This is a genomic window from Pseudosulfitobacter pseudonitzschiae, assembly GCF_900129395.1.
Taxonomy (GTDB): Bacteria; Pseudomonadota; Alphaproteobacteria; order Rhodobacterales; family Rhodobacteraceae; genus Pseudosulfitobacter; species Pseudosulfitobacter pseudonitzschiae.
In genome coordinates this window covers 61,071-78,151 of sequence record NZ_FQVP01000004.1, presented here as the reverse complement: position 1 = coordinate 78,151, position 17,081 = coordinate 61,071, and the positions used below count along the sequence as shown (strand labels likewise).

At 62.3% G+C, this 17,081-nt stretch carries 14 protein-coding genes and 1 tRNA gene; 5 read left to right on the top strand and 10 right to left on the bottom strand.

Translation table 11 applies throughout. The features are described 5' to 3' along the window. Window positions 1-3: 3 nt before the first annotated feature. The 9 genes from BUC08_RS12200 to BUC08_RS12160 all read right to left on the bottom strand — a co-directional run bounded on the left by BUC08_RS12200 (window position 4) and on the right by BUC08_RS12160 (window position 7,999). The gene (locus BUC08_RS12200) at window positions 4-780 is read right to left on the bottom strand and encodes a PaaX family transcriptional regulator C-terminal domain-containing protein (RefSeq protein WP_037922408.1); all 777 of its coding nucleotides are present in this window, start codon (window positions 778-780) and stop codon (window positions 4-6) included. Then, on the bottom strand, window positions 770-2,785 hold the full coding sequence (gene paaZ, locus BUC08_RS12195; RefSeq protein ID WP_037922406.1) for a phenylacetic acid degradation bifunctional protein PaaZ: 2,016 nt from the start codon (window positions 2,783-2,785) through the stop codon (window positions 770-772). Before paaZ ends, BUC08_RS12200 begins: the two co-directional genes overlap by 11 nt. 12 nt (window positions 2,786-2,797) lie before the next feature. Beyond that, a complete protein-coding gene (locus tag BUC08_RS12190; protein WP_037922403.1) occupies window positions 2,798-3,862 on the bottom strand; it encodes a 2Fe-2S iron-sulfur cluster-binding protein in 1,065 nt (354 codons plus the stop codon). A 9-nt stretch (window positions 3,863-3,871) separates the two neighbouring features. Next, complete coding sequence (paaD, locus tag BUC08_RS12185) at window positions 3,872-4,339, bottom strand: 1,2-phenylacetyl-CoA epoxidase subunit PaaD (RefSeq protein WP_037922401.1); 468 nt, start codon at window positions 4,337-4,339, stop codon at window positions 3,872-3,874. Further along, window positions 4,333-5,076, bottom strand: coding sequence for a 1,2-phenylacetyl-CoA epoxidase subunit PaaC (paaC, locus tag BUC08_RS12180; RefSeq protein WP_037922398.1), 744 nt, complete (start codon window positions 5,074-5,076; stop codon window positions 4,333-4,335). The genes paaD and paaC overlap by 7 nt, the downstream gene beginning before the upstream one ends. After that, window positions 5,076-5,420 (bottom strand): 1,2-phenylacetyl-CoA epoxidase subunit PaaB, encoded by a 345-nt coding sequence (gene paaB, locus BUC08_RS12175; protein ID WP_081780509.1) that lies wholly within the window; start codon window positions 5,418-5,420, stop codon window positions 5,076-5,078. Before paaB ends, paaC begins: the two co-directional genes overlap by 1 nt. A 5-nt stretch (window positions 5,421-5,425) precedes the next feature. Continuing rightward, window positions 5,426-6,418 carry a 1,2-phenylacetyl-CoA epoxidase subunit PaaA gene (gene paaA, locus BUC08_RS12170; RefSeq protein ID WP_037922394.1) on the bottom strand — a complete coding sequence of 331 codons (993 nt, stop codon included), beginning with the start codon at window positions 6,416-6,418 and terminating at the stop codon, window positions 5,426-5,428. A 38-nt stretch (window positions 6,419-6,456) separates the two neighbouring features. Then, a complete protein-coding gene (gene pcaF / locus BUC08_RS12165; RefSeq protein ID WP_037922392.1) occupies window positions 6,457-7,659 on the bottom strand; it encodes a 3-oxoadipyl-CoA thiolase in 1,203 nt (400 codons plus the stop codon). A 254-nt stretch (window positions 7,660-7,913) separates the two neighbouring features. Then, a tRNA-Leu gene (locus tag BUC08_RS12160) sits at window positions 7,914-7,999 on the bottom strand. 193 nt (window positions 8,000-8,192) lie between these two features. Here BUC08_RS12160 and BUC08_RS12155 point away from each other — a divergent pair. Beyond that, the gene (locus BUC08_RS12155) at window positions 8,193-9,173 is read left to right on the top strand and encodes a complex I NDUFA9 subunit family protein (protein ID WP_028955725.1); all 981 of its coding nucleotides are present in this window, start codon (window positions 8,193-8,195) and stop codon (window positions 9,171-9,173) included. Here BUC08_RS12155 and BUC08_RS12150 read toward each other — a convergent pair. Then, window positions 9,170-9,973 (bottom strand): undecaprenyl-diphosphate phosphatase, encoded by an 804-nt coding sequence (locus tag BUC08_RS12150; protein WP_037922389.1) that lies wholly within the window; start codon window positions 9,971-9,973, stop codon window positions 9,170-9,172. The genes BUC08_RS12155 and BUC08_RS12150 overlap by 4 nt on opposite strands. Before the next feature lie 218 nt (window positions 9,974-10,191). On the opposite strand from BUC08_RS12150, the gene BUC08_RS12145 reads away from it, so the two are divergent. The 4 genes from BUC08_RS12145 to gltB are packed head-to-tail and all read left to right on the top strand — an operon-like array spanning window position 10,192 to window position 17,076. Then, window positions 10,192-11,631: an NAD(P)-dependent oxidoreductase gene (locus BUC08_RS12145; protein ID WP_037922385.1), complete on the top strand. Its 1,440-nt coding sequence runs from the start codon at window positions 10,192-10,194 to the stop codon at window positions 11,629-11,631. 47 nt (window positions 11,632-11,678) lie between these two features. After that, complete coding sequence (locus BUC08_RS12140) at window positions 11,679-12,125, top strand: GFA family protein (RefSeq protein ID WP_037922383.1); 447 nt, start codon at window positions 11,679-11,681, stop codon at window positions 12,123-12,125. Beyond that, window positions 12,122-12,550, top strand: a complete 429-nt coding sequence (locus BUC08_RS12135) for a GFA family protein (protein ID WP_037922380.1) — start codon at window positions 12,122-12,124, stop codon at window positions 12,548-12,550. The genes BUC08_RS12140 and BUC08_RS12135 overlap by 4 nt, the downstream gene beginning before the upstream one ends. Further along, window positions 12,547-17,076 (top strand): glutamate synthase large subunit, encoded by a 4,530-nt coding sequence (gene gltB, locus BUC08_RS12130; protein ID WP_037922378.1) that lies wholly within the window; start codon window positions 12,547-12,549, stop codon window positions 17,074-17,076. Before BUC08_RS12135 ends, gltB begins: the two co-directional genes overlap by 4 nt. Window positions 17,077-17,081 lie beyond the last annotated feature (5 nt).

Below are 17,081 nucleotides of genomic sequence, written 5' to 3'. Positions count from 1 at the left end.
TGCCTAGTCGTGCAGAGCAGACAGCGCAGGCCGGGGCAGGCGGGCCAACAGGCCGGTGACCAGCGCGCGGCAGTCGTGGCCGCGCCATGCGTCGGAATAGACGTCGGGGGGCAGGTCGGGGTGTTTCAACACCAGCCGCCGCCAGCCATGCACGATCAGCGACCGCAGCACGCCGATCTGGATGGGGCTCAGTGCAGCGGCGTCCAGTTTCAGCGCATCCAGAGCCGCCAGACGCTCATACAGGGCGGCATAGTCCTGGCTCAGGTCCTTGGGCTCGAACTGTGCGCCCAGCCAGCGGGGGGCGGTGGTGGCGGGCAGTGCCAGCGTACCGGCCGGAGGGGTCGCGGTGTCCGCGCCGATATACAGGCGCGGTGCAAGCGGGGCAAAGCCCTGCGCTTCCATTTGTTCGCGGGATTCCGATGTGGCTGTTTCCAGCAGCACCAGTTGCCAGCCTTGGGCCGCCTCGACGGGGGTGCTGTAGATGCGCGCGCTGGCGGCCAGGCTCAGCCGACGGCCCGTGCGGGTCAGGCTGTGGTGGCTGGTGCGTCCCGACTTGACCGAGGTGATCCAGTCGTCGTTGCGCAGACGGTGCAGGGCGACACGGGTTGCTTCGGGTTTGATCTGTGCCTCGGCCATCAACGCGGTCAGCACGGGGCCGTCGATGCCCTCGCCCTCGTGGCGGGCCAGATCGCCGAACACGCTGACCAGCACCGACCACACCCGCTGTGTTCCGGTAGCGGTCAGGATGTTCAGCGCGGCGCTGTAGGGATCAGAAGGCATTCATCGTCAGCAGTTCGTATTCAGCCACTTGTTCGTCGTCCTGATTGGTCAGGGTCACGTGCCAGCGTACCTCGCCATATTCGTTATTGCGAGGGGTTTTGGCTTTGACGCTCAGGCGCACCTTGATGCTGTCACCGGCCTGTACCGGTTTCATAAAGCGCAGGTTGTCCAGACCGGTGTTGGCCAGAACAGGGCCGGGGTCGGGCTGTACGAACAGGCCCGCCGCAAAGCTGAGCAGCAGATAGCCATGGGCCACGCGACCGGGGAAGAACGGGTTCGCCTTGGCCGCCGCGTCGTCCATGTGGGCATAGAACGTATCGCCGGTGAAATGCGCAAAGGTTTCGATGTCGTCCAGCGTGATCGTGCGCGACGGCGAGTTGAAAGTATCGCCCAGTTCCAGATCGCCATAAACGCGCGTGAAAGGGTGCGGTTTGTCCGCATGTTCGGTCGCACCCGGCACCCAGCGGTTGCCAACGGCGGTCAGGATGTCGGGACTGCCCTGAATGGCGGTGCGCTGCAAATAGTGCATGACCGCCCGGCTGCCGCCCAATTCCTCGCCGCCGCCTGCGCGGCCCGGTCCGCCGTGCACCATATGGGGCAGGGGCGCACCGTGGCCTGTGGCCTCGGCCATGCTGTCGCGGTTGTTGAAATAGATCCGCCCGTGGAACGCGCCTGCGCCCATCGCCACGGCGCGGGCCACGTCGCCGTCATGGGTGATGACGGATGCCACGAGCGAGCCCTGGCCACGGTTCAGCAGCGCAATCGCGTGGTCCAGGTCGCGGTAGCCCATGACGGTGGACACGGGGCCGAACGCCTCGGTGTCGTGCACACGGGTGGCGGTGTCGGGGTCGGCGCAGTGGAACAGCATCGGCGGCACGAACGCGCCCTTGCTGCCTGACATGGCAAAATCGTCGGGGTCGCCGAACACGCGGGTTGCTTCGGCGCCGATGGCGGCGGCCTTGTCCAGCACATCGCGTTTCTGGGCGGCAGAGACAAGCGCCCCCATGCCGGTCGCCGCGTCGCGCGGATCGCCGATAGTGACCTTGGTCAGTCGGGCCGATATCGCCTCGATCACTGCTTGTTCGTGGGCTTGCGGGACCATGATGCGGCGGATGGCGGTGCATTTCTGGCCCGCCTTGGCAGTCATCTCGCGTTGGACTTCCTTGACGAACAGGTCGAACTCGGGCGTGCCGGGCACGGCGTCGGGGCCAAGGACGGATGCGTTCAGGCTGTCCTGTTCGGCGGTAAAGCGCACGCTGTTGGACAGGATGTTGGCATTGCCGCGCAGTTTCAGCGCCGTGTCGGCGGAGCCGGTGAATGTCACCACGTCCTGGCAGTCGACATGGTCCAGCATGTCACCCAGACCGCCCGACACCAGTTGCAGCGCGCCTGCAGGCAACAGGCCACTGTCCAGCATCAGTCGCACACAGGCTTCGGTGACATAACAGGTGGCGGTGGCGGGTTTGATGATCGCGGGCAGGCCGGCCAACAGGGTCGGGGCCAGCTTTTCCAACATGCCCCAGACGGGGAAGTTGAACGCGTTGATGTGCACCGCGACGCCTTGCAGCGGGGTGCAGATGTGTTGGCCCATAAAGGCACCCGCACGGCCCAACTGTTCGGGCACACCGTCCAGATAAACATGCGCATCGGGCAGATCGCGCCGCCCTTTCGAGGCATAGACCAGCATCGTGCCAATGCCGCCGTCCACGTCGATCTGATGGTCGGACTTTGTTGCGCCCGTGTCATAGCTCAGATCATAGAGCGCGGTCCGATGTTCGCGCAGGTGCAGCGCCAACGCCTTGAGCATTTTGGCGCGGTCGTGGAACGTCAGCGCGCGCAAGGCAGGACCACCCACATCGCGGCCATAGGCCAGCATTGCCTGCACATCCAGCGCATCGTTGCCCGCGTCTGCGATCACGTCGCCGGTGATGGCCGAGGCAATGGACCGCGCACCGGCCCCCGGAGCAATCCACTGACCGGCGGCAAAAGAATGTACATGTTGCATGGGAAACCCCTGTTAGTGCTGGTCGTAGTCCACAACCAATGTATCGCTGAGCGCATAGCACTGGCAGGTCAGGACAAAGCCCGCCTCGACCTCGTAGTCTTCCAGCGCGTGGTTGGTCAGCATTTCATATTCGCCCTCGGTCACCTTGGCCTTGCAGGTCGAACAGACGCCCGCCTTGCACGAAAACGGCGCATCCAGATCGTTGGCCAGTGCTGTTTCCAGCACCGATTGATCCTTGGGCATTTCGAACTGGTGGCCGGTGCCGTCGATGATCACTGTGGTTTTGGTGCCTGCCTGACCCTTGGCGCGTTCCTTGATTTCCTGCTTGGCCAACTGGCCCTTCTGGCTTTCGCTGAACAGCTCGAACTTGATCTGTCCGTCGGCCAGTCCGTGAGATTTCAGCGCGTCGGCAATGGCCAGCATCATCGGTTCGGGTCCGCAGATGAACGCCGTGTCGATGCTGCCGATGTCGATCCAGCTTTTGAACAGGGCGGCGCATTTGTCCTGATCGACGCGGCCGGTGAACAGGTCGATGTCCTGGCCTGTTTCCAGCACGTGGATCAGGGTCAAACGACCCATGTAGCGGTTTTTCAGGTCTTCCAGTTCCTCGCGGAACATGATCGTGCCGACCGCGCGGTTGGCGTAGATCAGGGTAAAGGTGCTGTCGGGTTCGCGGGTCATCACCGTGCGCAGGATCGACAGCACGGGGGTCACGCCGGAGCCACCCGCAAAGCCAAGGTAGTTCTTCGCCTTGTCCGGTTCGATCGGGGTGTGAAAGCTGCCCGAGGGCGGCATGGCGTGCAGGGTGTCACCGACCTTCAGCTGGGTGTTGGCAAAGGTCGAAAACGCCCCGCCGTCCACCCGTTTGATGCCCACTTGCAGTTTGCCATCGTCCAGACCGGCGCAGATCGAATAATTGCGGCGCAGCTCGGTGCCGTCGAAATCCTGTTTGAAGGTCAGGTATTGGCCTTGGGTAAAGGCAAAGGCGTCGGGGTCCTCTGGTTGCAGGGTCAGAACCACCGCGTCACGGATCGTGTGATGAATGTCGGTGACAGTCAGGGGAAGGAATTGCGCCATTGGGTCAGCCTAGATGCATTTGAAATAGTCGAAGGGTTCAAGACAGTCGGTGCAGCGCCATTGCGCCTTGCACGGGGTCGAGCCGAACTGGCTGATCCGCTCGACTGCCTGCGATTTGCAGTGCGGGCATTGCTGCGGGCCACCTGCGGGCTGGGGCGGCGCGATGCCGTAGTCTTCCAGCTTGGCGCGGCCTTTTTCTGACAGCCAGTCGGTGGTCCACGCGGGCGAAAGCTGGCGTTTCAGTTCAAGCTTTTCGATGCCGTGGCCGCGCAGGGCGGTTTCGATGTCCAGGTTGATGATCGTCGTTGCGGGGCATCCCGAATAGGTGGGTGTCACGGTGACGATCAGCGTGTCGTCTTGCCATGCCACATCGCGGATGATCCCCAGATCCACCAGCGAGATCACCGGAATCTCGGGGTCGGGGACGGCATCCAACCACTCCCACACATCCGCGACAGAAGGCTGGACAGTTACCATTGTGCGTCCGGGTAGGCGCGGGGCAGGAACTGCATTACCGCCAGCATGTGGCCCAGATGTTCGGTGTGGCGCACGCCCGTCTTGCCGCCCTTGTGGGCGAAATCACTGTCGGGGCGGGTCAGGGTTGCCTCGGCCAGAACGGCGTTGACGCGCGCATCGAACGCCGCGCGCAGAGGGGCGGGGTCGCATACGGCGCGGTCGGTGTCATCCGATAGGAACATCTCACCCACATAGGGCCACAGACGGTCCAGCGCGGCCTGCATGCGGGTGTGGCTTTCTTCGGTGCCGTCGCCCAGTGCGATCACCGTGTCGGCAGAACGTTCGGCGTGATAGGTCACCTCTTTCAGCGACTTTTCCGCGATGGCAGAGATCTGTTCGTGGTCATGTCCCTTGAGCGCGCTCAGCATTTCGATGTGCCATGCGTCGAACAGGAACTGGCGCATCATCGTGTGGCCGAAATCGCGGTTAGGCTGTTCGACCAGCAGCAGGTTGCGGAAATCCAGCACGTCGCGGCGATAGGCCAGCGCGTCGGCGTCACGGCCCGCGCCCTCGACCTCGCCCGCCAATCCCAGCCACAGTTGCGTCTGGCCGATCAGGTCAAGTGCCGTGTTGGCAAGGGCAATGTCCTCTTCCAGAACGGGCGCATGGCCGCACCATTCAGACACGCGGTGGCCCAAGACCAGGGCGTTGTCGCCCATGCGGCACAGCCATTCGAACAATTGCGCGTCGGTGGCCATCACATGGTCCCCACTTCTTCGGGAATGTCGAAAAATGTCGGATGGCGGTACACTTTGTCATCCGCAGGATCGTACATGTGCCCCTTGTCGTCAGGGGACGACGCGGTGATCTTGCTGGCCTCGACGACCCAGATGCTGACACCTTCCTTGCGGCGGGTGTAAACGTCGCGGGCGTTCTGCATGGCGCGCTCCGCGTCGGGGGCGTGCAGCGACCCGACGTGCCGGTGGCTTAGGCCATGCTGACCACGGATAAAGATCTCAAACAGGGGCCATTCGGTGCGCCGAGGACCGCCGTGCGGGGCGGCTTCGGTGTTTTCATAGGCGCTGGATTCAGGGCTGCTCATATCGGTTACTCCGCTGCGAGTTTGGCTGCGCGTTTCTTGTCGGCATGGGCCAGCATGGCCTCGCGGACCCAGCGGCCCTCGTCCCAGGCGCGGTTGCGGTCTTCCAGGCGCTCGACCGAACAGGGGCCATTGCCCTTGAGCACGTCAAAGAATTCGTCCCAATCGGGTTCGGAAAAGTCGTAGCCGCCCTTTTCCTCGTTCCATTTCAGATTTTCGTCGGGAATGGTCAGGCCCAGGTAATCGGCCTGCGGAGCAGTCAGATCGACAAACTTCTGCCGCAGCTCGTCGTTCGAGTTCATCTTGATCTTCCACGCCATCGACTGCGCCGAGTGGACGCTGTCGGCATCAGACGGGCCGAACATCATCAGCGAGGGATACCAGAAGCGGTTCAGCGCATCCTGCGCCATACGCTTCTGTTCGGGCGTGCCGCGGGCCATCTTCATCATGATGTCAAAGCCCTGGCGCTGGTGGAACGATTCCTCTTTGCAGATGCGGACCATTGCGCGGGCGTAGGGGCCGTAAGACGTGCGTTGCAACGGCACCTGGTTCATGATCGCGGCGCCGTCCACCAGCCAGCCCACGGCACCCATGTCGGCCCATGTCAGGGTCGGGTAGTTGAAGATCGACGAATACTTCATCTTGCCCGACAACAGATCGCGGGTCATCTGGTCGCGGGTGACGCCCAGCGTTTCCGCCGCGCAATAGAGGTAGAGGCCGTGGCCGGCCTCGTCCTGTACTTTTGCCAGCAGGATCGCCTTGCGCTCAAGCGTGGGCGCGCGGGTGATCCAGTTGCCCTCGGGCAGCTGACCGACGATTTCGGAATGGGCATGTTGCCCGATCTGGCGGACCAGCGTCTTGCGATAGCCGTCCGGCATCCAGTCCTTTGGTTCGATCTTGCCGCCTGCATCAATACGCTCCTGAAAGGCGCGTTCCTGCGGGTCCATCTCGTCGAGGGAGCGGACCCCCTCGCCGGTGGATTTCACCATCTGTGCATACATCGTTCAAACCTTTCGTCGGTCAGAAGGGCGGGCCGTTGTCAGACCCGCTCGAGGATAAGCGCGACACCCTGGCCGACGCCCACGCACATGGTGCACAGCGCATAGCGCCCACCTGTACGTTTCAGTTGATAGGCTGCTGTCATCACCAGACGCGCGCCCGACATGCCCAGCGGGTGGCCGATTGCGATGGCGCCGCCCTGAGCATTCACGCGCGGATCGTCGTCGGCCACACCCAGCGCACGCAGGGTCGCCAGACCTTGCGAGGCAAAGGCTTCGTTCAGTTCGATCACGTCCATCTGGTCGATGGTCAGACCGGCGCGTTTCAGCACCTTTTCGCAGGCCGGGATCGGGCCGATGCCCATAACGCGGGGTTCAACACCCGCGGCATTCATCGCCACGACACGCGCCATCGGTGTCAGGCCGTTTTTGGCCGCAGCCGCTTCGGAGGCCAGCAGCAAAGCCGCGGCACCGTCATTCACGCCCGAGGCATTGCCCGCCGTCACGGTCAGATCGGGGCCGTTGATGGCCCGCAGCTTGCCCAAGGCGTCCAGCGTGGTGCCGGGGCGGGGGTGTTCGTCGGTGTCGACGACAATGGGATCGCCCTTGCGTTGGGGGATGGTCACGGGGCTGATTTCTTCGGCAAACAAGCCTGCCTCGTGCGCGGCAGCCCAGCGCTCTTGCGACCGGGCAGCGAAAGCATCCTGATCGGCGCGGTTCACATCGTGGTCGGCGGCAACATTGTCAGCGGTTTCCGGCATGGAATCGACGCCATATTGCGCCTTCATCTTCGGGTTCACAAAGCGCCAGCCGATGGTGGTGTCAAAAATTTCGGCGGCGCGGCTGAATGCGCTGGTGGCCTTGCCCATGACAAAGGGCGCGCGGCTCATGCTTTCGACGCCGCCGGCAATCGCCATGTCCAGATCGCCCGCCTTGATCCCGCGCGCGGCAAGGCCCACGGCGTCCATGCCCGAGGCGCACAGACGGTTGATGGTCGAGCCGGGCACATCCACGGGCAGACCCGCCAACAGCGCCGCCATGCGCGCCACGTTGCGGTTGTCTTCACCCGCTTGGTTGGCGCAGCCAAGGATCACATCATCGACGCTGGCCCAATCCACATCGGGGTTGCGCGCCATCAGCGCGGCAATCGGTGCCGCCGCCAGATCGTCGGCCCGAACGCCCGACAATGCGCCGCCGTACCGCCCGATCGGGGTGCGCTGTGCGTCACAGATGAATGCAGTCATGAAACTCTCCTCAGGTATTGCTTTCAATTTAACCAAACCGACGATTCGATGCAATGTAAATGTTACCAATATGACTTAGCATAGGAATTTTCGTAACGCATTGAGGCGCGAAGCAACCGCGCTCGTGCTGCACCGGTCTTAGGTTGGCGCTATCATCGGTATTATCAATGTCTGGCGGGGTGCTGGAGTGCGCAGGACGCGCAAATAACACGCTGAAATCAGCGTGTTCGCGTCGTTCTGATTGTCAAGGAAAATGGTGCCCAGAAGAGGACTCGAACCTCCACGGCCTTGCGGCCACTGGCACCTGAAGCCAGCGCGTCTACCATTCCGCCATCTGGGCACGGGTGGTGTCGCGTCGTTTAGGCAAGCTGGCGGGGGGTGTCAAACAGATTCTCTTCTGTTTTTCGGGTTCAGGCCCGAGTTTTTGCAAATTTTGCCCGTCGCCAGCGAAACCGCGCCAAATTGCCGTCTTGTCTGGCGCGGGCGCGCCCGTTAGACCCGACTGCAACGAATTGCCCCAAGGAGCTTTTGCGATGTCCAAGCTGGTCACTATCTATGGCGGGTCCGGGTTTGTCGGGCGCTATGTTGCGCGTCGCATGGCCAAGGCGGGCTGGCGCGTTCGTGTCGCCGTGCGCCGCCCCAACGAGGCGATCTTTGTCAAACCTTATGGTGTCGTTGGCCAGGTCGAGCCGGTGCTGTGTAACATCCGTGACGATGCGTCAGTTGCCGAGGTGATGATGGGCGCCGATGCGGTGATCAATTGCGTGGGCATTCTGGCCGTGAACGGCAAGAACACCTTTGACGCCGTACAGGCCGAAGGTGCGGCCCGCGTCGCTCGGATTGCCGCGCAACAGGGCGTTGCCAAGCTGGTGCACATCTCGGCCATCGGTGCCGATGTGGACGCTGACAGCGATTACGCGCGCACGAAGGGCGAAGGCGAGGCTGCTGTGCTGGAGCATATGCCCAAGGCCGTGATCCTGCGCCCATCCATCGTGTTCGGTCCCGAGGACGAATTCTTTAACCGGTTTGCCGGGATGACCCGCATGGGGCCGATCCTGCCCGTGGTCGGTGCCGATACGAAATTCCAGCCTGTCTATGTCGAGGATGTCGCCCGCGCCGCCGAGGCTGCGGTGATCCGTGATGACGTGACCGGTGTCTACGAGCTGGGCGGGCCGGATGTCGATACGTTCCGTGAACTGATGGCGCAGATGCTGCAAGTGATCCGTCGCCGCCGTCTGGTCCTGAACGTGCCCTTCGGCATTGCGCGTATCGTGGCGGCCTTGGCTGGCCTGGGGCAGACGCTGTCGCTGGGTATCGTCAAGGCGCCGATCACCGGTGATCAGGTCAAAAACCTGCGCCACGACAACGTGGTCAGCGAAGGCGCGCGCGGCTTTGCCGAGCTGGGGATTGAGCCCGTCGCCATGGAATCGGTGCTGCCGGACTATCTGTGGCGGTTCCGCCCTTCGGGTCAGTACGATGCGATCAAGGAAAGCGCGAAGAACCTGCGCGCTTAACTATACGCCCACCAGAGCAGAAACAGCCCAAAGATGATGCGGTAGATCACGTAAGGCGTGAAATCGACGCTTTTCAGCAGTTTCATCATCAGCTTCAGCGCCAGCAGGGCGGCGACAAAGGCAAAGGCGGCCGCGATGCCGCCGTCGCGGGCCAGTGCCCAATTTGCCTGACCCACCACATCCGCCCCCAGCAGCACGCCTGAGGCGATGATGGTCGGGATCGACATCAGCATCGACAGGGTCGCCGCGGATTCGCGGTCATAGCCCAGCTTGCGCGCCGCCGTGATGGTGATGCCGGACCGCGAGGTGCCGGGGATCAGGGCGATGACCTGCGCCAGTCCCATCGCAACCGCGTCTTTCAGGGTCCAGTCGTCCTTGGCCTTGGTCGTCGCGCCGGTGCGGTCCGCCCAGTACAGCACGATGCCAAAGCCCAGCATCGTCCAGCCGATCACGGCAACCGAGCGCATTGCCTCGTCCAGACCGGCCAGCTTGATGGCAAGGCCCACGATCATCACGGGTACGGTCGAGAGTATCAGCAGAAAGGCCAGCATCGCCCCCGGCGTGTCGACCTTGCCGCGCGCCAGCCTGCCCAGCCCGATCAGGGCGCTGCGGACGTCCCGCCAGAAATACAGGATCACCGCAAGCAGCGTGCCAACATGCACGGCGACATCAATTGCCAGCCCCTGATCTTGTGCGCCCGAGAGCGCGGGCAGCAGGATCAGGTGGCCCGAGCTGCTGACGGGAAGGAATTCGGTGATGCCCTGGATGACGGCGGCGATCAGCAGATAATACAACGACATGGAAGTCCCCAAATGGCCCGCTGACGCTGGTATAATTGCTGCGAATCAAATTGAAAGTGGCAATATAGGTCCGATACGGAACTAATAACACCTAGATTTTGCCAAAGACAACAAGACGAGGTCGAAAAAGATTAATATAGGTCAGCATTGCTGCCTTTTAATGTTGTTGGACATCCTTTATCAGGCCCGCAGAGGACCCCAAGCAAGGTAGGTAATCCATGGCCAAGCAGCCGATGCTGAAATTCGTAACCGTTGAACGGGACATGCCGCAAAAGCGTGAAGCCCAGCAGCGCCGCGAGGATTTCAACGAAATCTACGCCGAGTTTGCACAGGCCAAGGCCAAGGAGCAATCCAGCCGGTGCAGCCAGTGCGGTGTGCCCTATTGCCAAACCCATTGCCCGTTGCACAACAACATCCCCGATTGGCTGCGCCTGACCGCCGAGGGACGTTTGCAAGAAGCCTATGAGGTCAGCCAAGCCACCAACACCTTCCCCGAGATCTGCGGTCGCATCTGCCCGCAGGACCGTCTGTGCGAAGGCAACTGTGTGATCGAGCAATCCGGCCACGGCACCGTGACCATTGGCGCGGTCGAGAAATACATCACTGACACCGCCTGGGAAGAAGGCTGGGTACTGCCGATCAAACCACAGGCAGAGCGCGCCGAAAGCGTTGGCATCATTGGTGCGGGCCCCGGTGGCCTGGCCGCAGCGGACGTGCTGCGTCGGGCTGGGGTGCAGGTCACGGTCTATGACCGCTACGACCGCGCGGGCGGATTGCTGACCTACGGCATCCCCGGCTTCAAGCTGGAAAAAGACGTGGTCATGCGCCGCAACGACCAGCTGACGCAGGGCGGGGTGACATTCGAACTGAATTGCAACGTGGGCGAAGACATCAGCTTTGCCGATCTGCGGGCGAAACATGACGCGATCATCATCGCCACGGGCGTTTACAAAAGCCGCGACCTGACCGCGCCCAACAGCACGTCCAAGGGCGTGGTGCGCGCAATTGATTTCCTGACCGCCAGCAACCGCAAGAGCTTTGGTGACGATGTGCCGGAATTTGACAGCGGCGAGCTGAACGCGAAAGGCAAGCGTGTCGTGGTCATCGGCGGTGGTGATACCGCGATGGACTGTGTGCGCACGTCGATCCGTCAGGGGGCCACATCGGTGAAATGTCTGTACCGCCGCGACCGTGCCAACATGCCGGGCAGCCAGCGTGAAGTGCAGAACGCCGAGGAAGAAGGCGTGGTCTTTGAATGGCTGAGCGCGCCCAAGGGCTTTACCGAAAAGGACGGCAACGTCACCGGTGTCATGGTGCAAAAAATGCGTCTGGGCGCCGCTGATGCCACAGGCCGTCAATCGCCCGAGATCATCGAAGGCGCGGATTACGTCGAAGACGCGGACATCGTAATCATGGCGCTGGGCTTTGAGCCCGAGGCACTGCCGGCACTGTGGGATCAACCCGATCTGGAAGTGACCCGCTGGGGCACCGTCATGGCCGAGTTCACCACAGGCAAGACCGCGATGGATGGCGTCTATGCTGTCGGTGATATCGTGCGCGGCGCGTCGCTGGTCGTATGGGCCATTCGTGACGGACGTGATTGCGCCAACGCGATCTTGGATCAGATGAAAGCCCCGCAGCAGGTTGCTGCGGAATAGGCACAAGGCCACCACAACCGGCGGCCTTTACCCAAGCGAGACAGGACATGACCGAGGTTAATTCTGAACAGATCAAGGGGCGGTGCTTGTGCGGTGCGGTGACGGTTACCGTCACTGGTCCCTTGGGCGATGTTTCGGCGTGCCATTGTTCGGCGTGCACCCGTTGGACTGGGTCGGTTCTGATGGGGCTGGAAATTCCGCGCGAACGGGTCACTTATGCCGGTCCGATCAAATCATATGCCTCGTCCAGCTTTTCCGAGCGTGCATGGTGCGAGAACTGCGGCACTGCGGTCTGGTTTGCCGATACCGAAGGCGAAGGTGCTGCCAATCTGGAGTTGTCGCCGGGTCTGTTCGACGGTTTTGGCGGGGCTGCGCTGACGCGCGTTGTCTATGCCGATTGCGCACCGTCGGGTGTGGTGTTGGGTGGTGATCTGCAACGGGTCAGCAAGGCGGATTACGAAGCGACACATCTTCATGTGGAGGATGCGGAGTGAGCCGGCCTATCAACGGCCAGTGCCTGTGCGGCGCCGTGACCGTGGCCGCCACTGTGACCGATCCCGTGTTGCGGGCCTGTCATTGCGACATGTGCCGCGCGCACACCAGCGGTATGTTCGTGTCGCTGACCACGGATGCTGGTAGCCTGCGCTTTGACGGCCCCGTGACGACATATGCCTCGTCCGACTGGGCCAATCGCGGCTTTTGCGCGACCTGCGGGTCGACGCTGTTTTACGAAATCCCCGCCGCGGGTGAACGCAATGTTGCGGCGGGACTGTTCAAGAATGCGGCAAACGCGCCGCTGACACTGGAATTTTTCGCGGACATGTGTCCGCAGGGCTATGCGCTGGCCGGCGATCATCGTCGACTGAGCACGCCCGAGACAATCGCGATGTTCGCGCCCGTAGAAGGAGACGACCAATGACCAAATATGATGCAGACTGGGTCCGGGCCGAGGAAGCCAAACGCAAATACATGGCCGAAAACGGCCTGTATTCCGAAGAAGAAGAGCATTCTTCCTGCGGCGTTGGTCTTGTGGTCAACATCGACGGCTCGAAAAGCCGTGCGGTCGTGGAAAACGGCATCGCCGCGCTCAAGGCGATCTGGCACCGCGGTGCGGTCGACGCCGATGGCAAGACCGGCGATGGCGCGGGCATTCACGTGCAGATCCCTGTGCCGTTCTTCTATGACCAGATCGAGCGCACCGGCCACCGCCCCCGCAAGGACCAGCTGATCGCTGTCGGTCAGGTGTTCCTGCCGCGCACCAATTTTGCCGCGCAGGAAACCTGCCGGACGATCGTTGAATCCGAAGTGCTGCGCATGGGCTATAACATCTATGGCTGGCGCCACGTTCCGGTGAACGTTGCCTGCCTGGGAGAAAAAGCCAACGCGACCCGCCCCGAGATCGAACAGATCCTGATTTCGAACAGCAAGGGCGTGGACGAAGAGACATTCGAACGCGAGTTGTACGTGATCCGTCGTCGCATCGAAAAGGCGGCGCTGGCCGCGCAAGCGCCCCAGTTGTATATCGCGTCGCTGTCGTGCCGAAGCATCATCTACAAGGGCATGATGCTGGCCGAACAGGTTGCCGATTTCTATCCCGACCTGATGGACGAACGGTTCGAAAGCGCTTTTGCGATCTATCACCAGCGGTATTCCACCAACACCTTCCCGCAGTGGTGGCTGGCACAGCCGTTCCGCATGCTGGCCCACAACGGCGAGATCAACACGCTGAAGGGCAACCTGAACTGGATGAAAAGCCATGAGATCCGCATGGCCTCCAGCACCTTTGGCGAGATGGCCGAGGACATCAAACCCATCGTCGCCAGCGGGTCGTCTGACAGCGCAGCGCTGGATGCAGTGTTCGAGGTTCTGGTCCGTGCAGGCCGCAACGCGCCCATGGCGAAAACCATGCTGGTGCCGGAATCATGGTCCAAGCAGGCGGTCGAACTGCCGCAGGCGTGGCGCGACATGTATTCCTATTGCAACTCGGTGATCGAACCCTGGGATGGCCCTGCCGCCCTGGCGATGACCGATGGCCGCTGGGTCTGCGCCGGTCTGGACCGCAACGGGCTGCGCCCCATGCGCTATGTCGTGACCAACGACGGCATGGTTATCGCGGGGTCCGAGGCAGGCATGGTGCCGTTGGATGAAACCCGCATCGTGCGCAAGGGCGCCTTGGGTCCGGGTCAGCTGCTGGCCGTGGACATGACCGAGGGCAAGTTGTTCGACGACGCACAGATCAAGGACCAGTTGGCCGCCTCGCAGCCCTTTGGGGATTGGGTCGGCAAGATCAAGGAACTGGGTGACAGCTTTGGTGCGGTCACTGAAAAGGCGCTGTTCTCGGGTGGCGAATTGCGTCGCCGCCAGATCGCGGCCGGTTTCAGCGTCGAGGATCTGGAGCAGGTTCTGGCCCCAATGGCCGAAGACGGCAAAGAGGCGCTGGCGTCGATGGGTGATGACACGCCGTCGGCTGTTCTGTCGAAAATGTACCGCCCGCTGAGCCATTTCTTCCGCCAGAACTTTAGCCAGGTGACCAACCCGCCGATCGACAGCTTGCGCGAATTCCGCGTGATGAGCCTGAAGACACGGTTCGGCAACCTCAAGAACGTGCTGGACGAAGACAGCAGCCAGACCGAGATCCTGACACTGGACAGCCCCTTTGTCGGCAACGCCCAATGGGACGAACTGACCACACATTTCAACGCGAACCTGGTCGAGATCGACTGTACCTTTGCGCCGGGTGAAAACACCCTGAGCGCCGGTCTGGCCCGTATCCGCGCCGAGGCCGAGGACGCCGTGCGCTCTGGGGCCGGTCATATCGTTCTGACGGATCATCACAGTAATGCCGACAAGGTGGCGATGCCGATGATCCTGGCAACTTCTGCGGTGCACTCGCATCTGACCCGCAAGGGTTTGCGGACGTTCTGTTCGCTGAACGTGCGGTGCGCCGAATGCATGGACGCGCATTATTTTGCGGTGCTGGTCGGATGCGGTGCGACCATCGTCAACGCCTATCTGGCCGAAGACTCGATTGCCGACCGCATCGAACGCGGCCTGTTGGACGGCAACCTGACCGACGCCATCGCGCGTTACCGCGAGGCGATTGATCAGGGCTTGCTGAAAATCCTGGCCAAGATGGGCATCAGCGTCGTGTCGTCCTATCGCGGCGGTCTGAACTTTGAGGCTGTTGGCCTGAGCCGTGCCATGTGCGCCGAATACTTCCCCGGCATGACCAGCCGGATCAGCGGGATCGGTGTCACCGGTATTCAGTCCAAGGTGGAAGAAGTGCATGCCCGTGGCTGGCTGAGCGATGCGGTTCTGCCCATCGGCGGTTTCTACAAGGCGCGCAAATCCGGCGAGACCCACGCTTGGGAAGCGACGTCGATGCATATGTTGCAAATGGCCTGCAACCGCGCGTCGTTCGAACTGTGGAAGCAGTACAGCGCCAAGATGCGGAGCAACCCGCCGATCCATCTGCGCGACCTGCTGGACATCAAACCGCTGGGCAAGCCCGTGCCGCTGGAAGAGGTGGAAAGCATCACCTCGATCCGCAAGCGGTTCGTGACGCCGGGCATGTCGCTGGGGGCCCTGTCGCCCGAGGCGCACAAGACCCTGAACGTTGCGATGAACCGCATCGGCGCGAAATCCGACAGCGGTGAGGGCGGCGAAGATCCGGCGCACTTTGTGCCCGAAGCCAACGGCGACAACCCGTCGGCCAAGATCAAACAGGTCGCATCGGGCCGCTTTGGCGTGACCGCCGAATATCTGAACCAGTGCGAAGAGCTTGAGATCAAAGTGGCGCAGGGCGCGAAACCCGGCGAAGGCGGTCAGCTGCCCGGCATGAAGGTCACCGACCTGATCGCGCGGCTGCGGCATTCGACCAAAGGGGTCACGCTGATCTCGCCGCCGCCGCACCACGACATCTATTCGATCGAGGACCTGGCGCAGCTGATCTATGACCTGAAGCAGATCAACCCGCGTTGCAAAGTCACCGTGAAACTGGTGGCGTCCAGCGGTGTCGGCACGATTGCGGCGGGCGTGGCCAAGGCCAAGGCCGACATCATCCTGATTTCAGGCCACAACGGCGGCACGGGTGCGTCGCCTGCGACCTCGATCAAATATGCGGGTCTGCCATGGGAAATGGGTTTGACCGAGGCGCATCAGGTTCTGGCGATGAACAACCTGCGCGACCGTGTCACCCTGCGGACCGATGGCGGGCTGCGCACCGGGCGTGACATTGTCATGGCCGCGATGATGGGGGCCGAGGAATACGGCATCGGCACCGCCGCGCTGATCGCGATGGGCTGTATCATGGTACGTCAGTGCCAGTCGAACACATGCCCCGTGGGCGTGTGTACCCAGGACGAAGCGCTGCGCGGCAAATTCACCGGCAACGCGGACAAGGTCGTGAACCTGATCACCTTCTACGCGCAAGAAGTGCGCGAGCTGCTGGCGTCGATTGGCGCGCGCAGCCTGGACGATGTGATCGGGCGTGCGGACCTGCTGGCGCAGGTGTCGCGCGGGTCGGCCCACCTGGACGATCTGGACCTGAACCCGCTGCTGATCACCGTCGATGGCGCGTCGGAAATCGTCTATAACCGGGACAAGCCGCGCAATGCGGTTCTGGACACGCTGGACGCCCAGATCGTGCGCGACGCCGCGCGTTTCCTGGAGGACGGTGAAAAGATGCAGCTGTCCTATGCGGTGCAGAACACTCATCGCACCGTGGGCACCCGTATTTCCAGCCACATCGTCCGCAAGTTCGGGATGCGCAACACGCTGCAGCCCGACCACCTGACGGTCAAGCTGACAGGCTCGGCGGGCCAGTCGCTGGGCGCCTTTGCGGCACCGGGTCTGAAACTGGAAGTGTCGGGCGATGCCAACGACTATGTCGGAAAGGGTCTGTCGGGCGGTACCATCGTTGTGCGTCCGCCAATGTCCTCGTCGATTGTCGCGTCCGAGAACACCATTATCGGCAACACCGTACTGTATGGTGCAACGGCGGGCTATCTGTTCGCTGCGGGGCGTGCAGGTGAACGGTTTGCCGTGCGCAACTCGGGTGCATCGGTGGTGATCGAAGGCTGTGGCAGCAACGGTTGCGAATATATGACCGGCGGCGTGGCGGTGATCCTGGGCGATATCGGGGCCAACTTTGGCGCGGGTATGACCGGTGGGATGGCCTATCTCTATGACCCAGAAGGCAAGGCGTCGGCCATGATGAACCGCGAAACGCTGGTGACCTGCCCCGTGACGGTCGACCATTGGCACGATCAGCTTGAAACCCTGCTGGAACGGCACCTTGAGGAAACCGGCAGCCAGAAGGCCGCGGACATTCTTCAGCATTGGGATATCGAGCAGAAGCATTTTATGCAGGTCTGCCCGAAAGAGATGCTTGTGCATCTGCCGGCCCCCTTGTCCATCGAGGAAAAGGCGATCCCGGCCGAGTAAGAGAC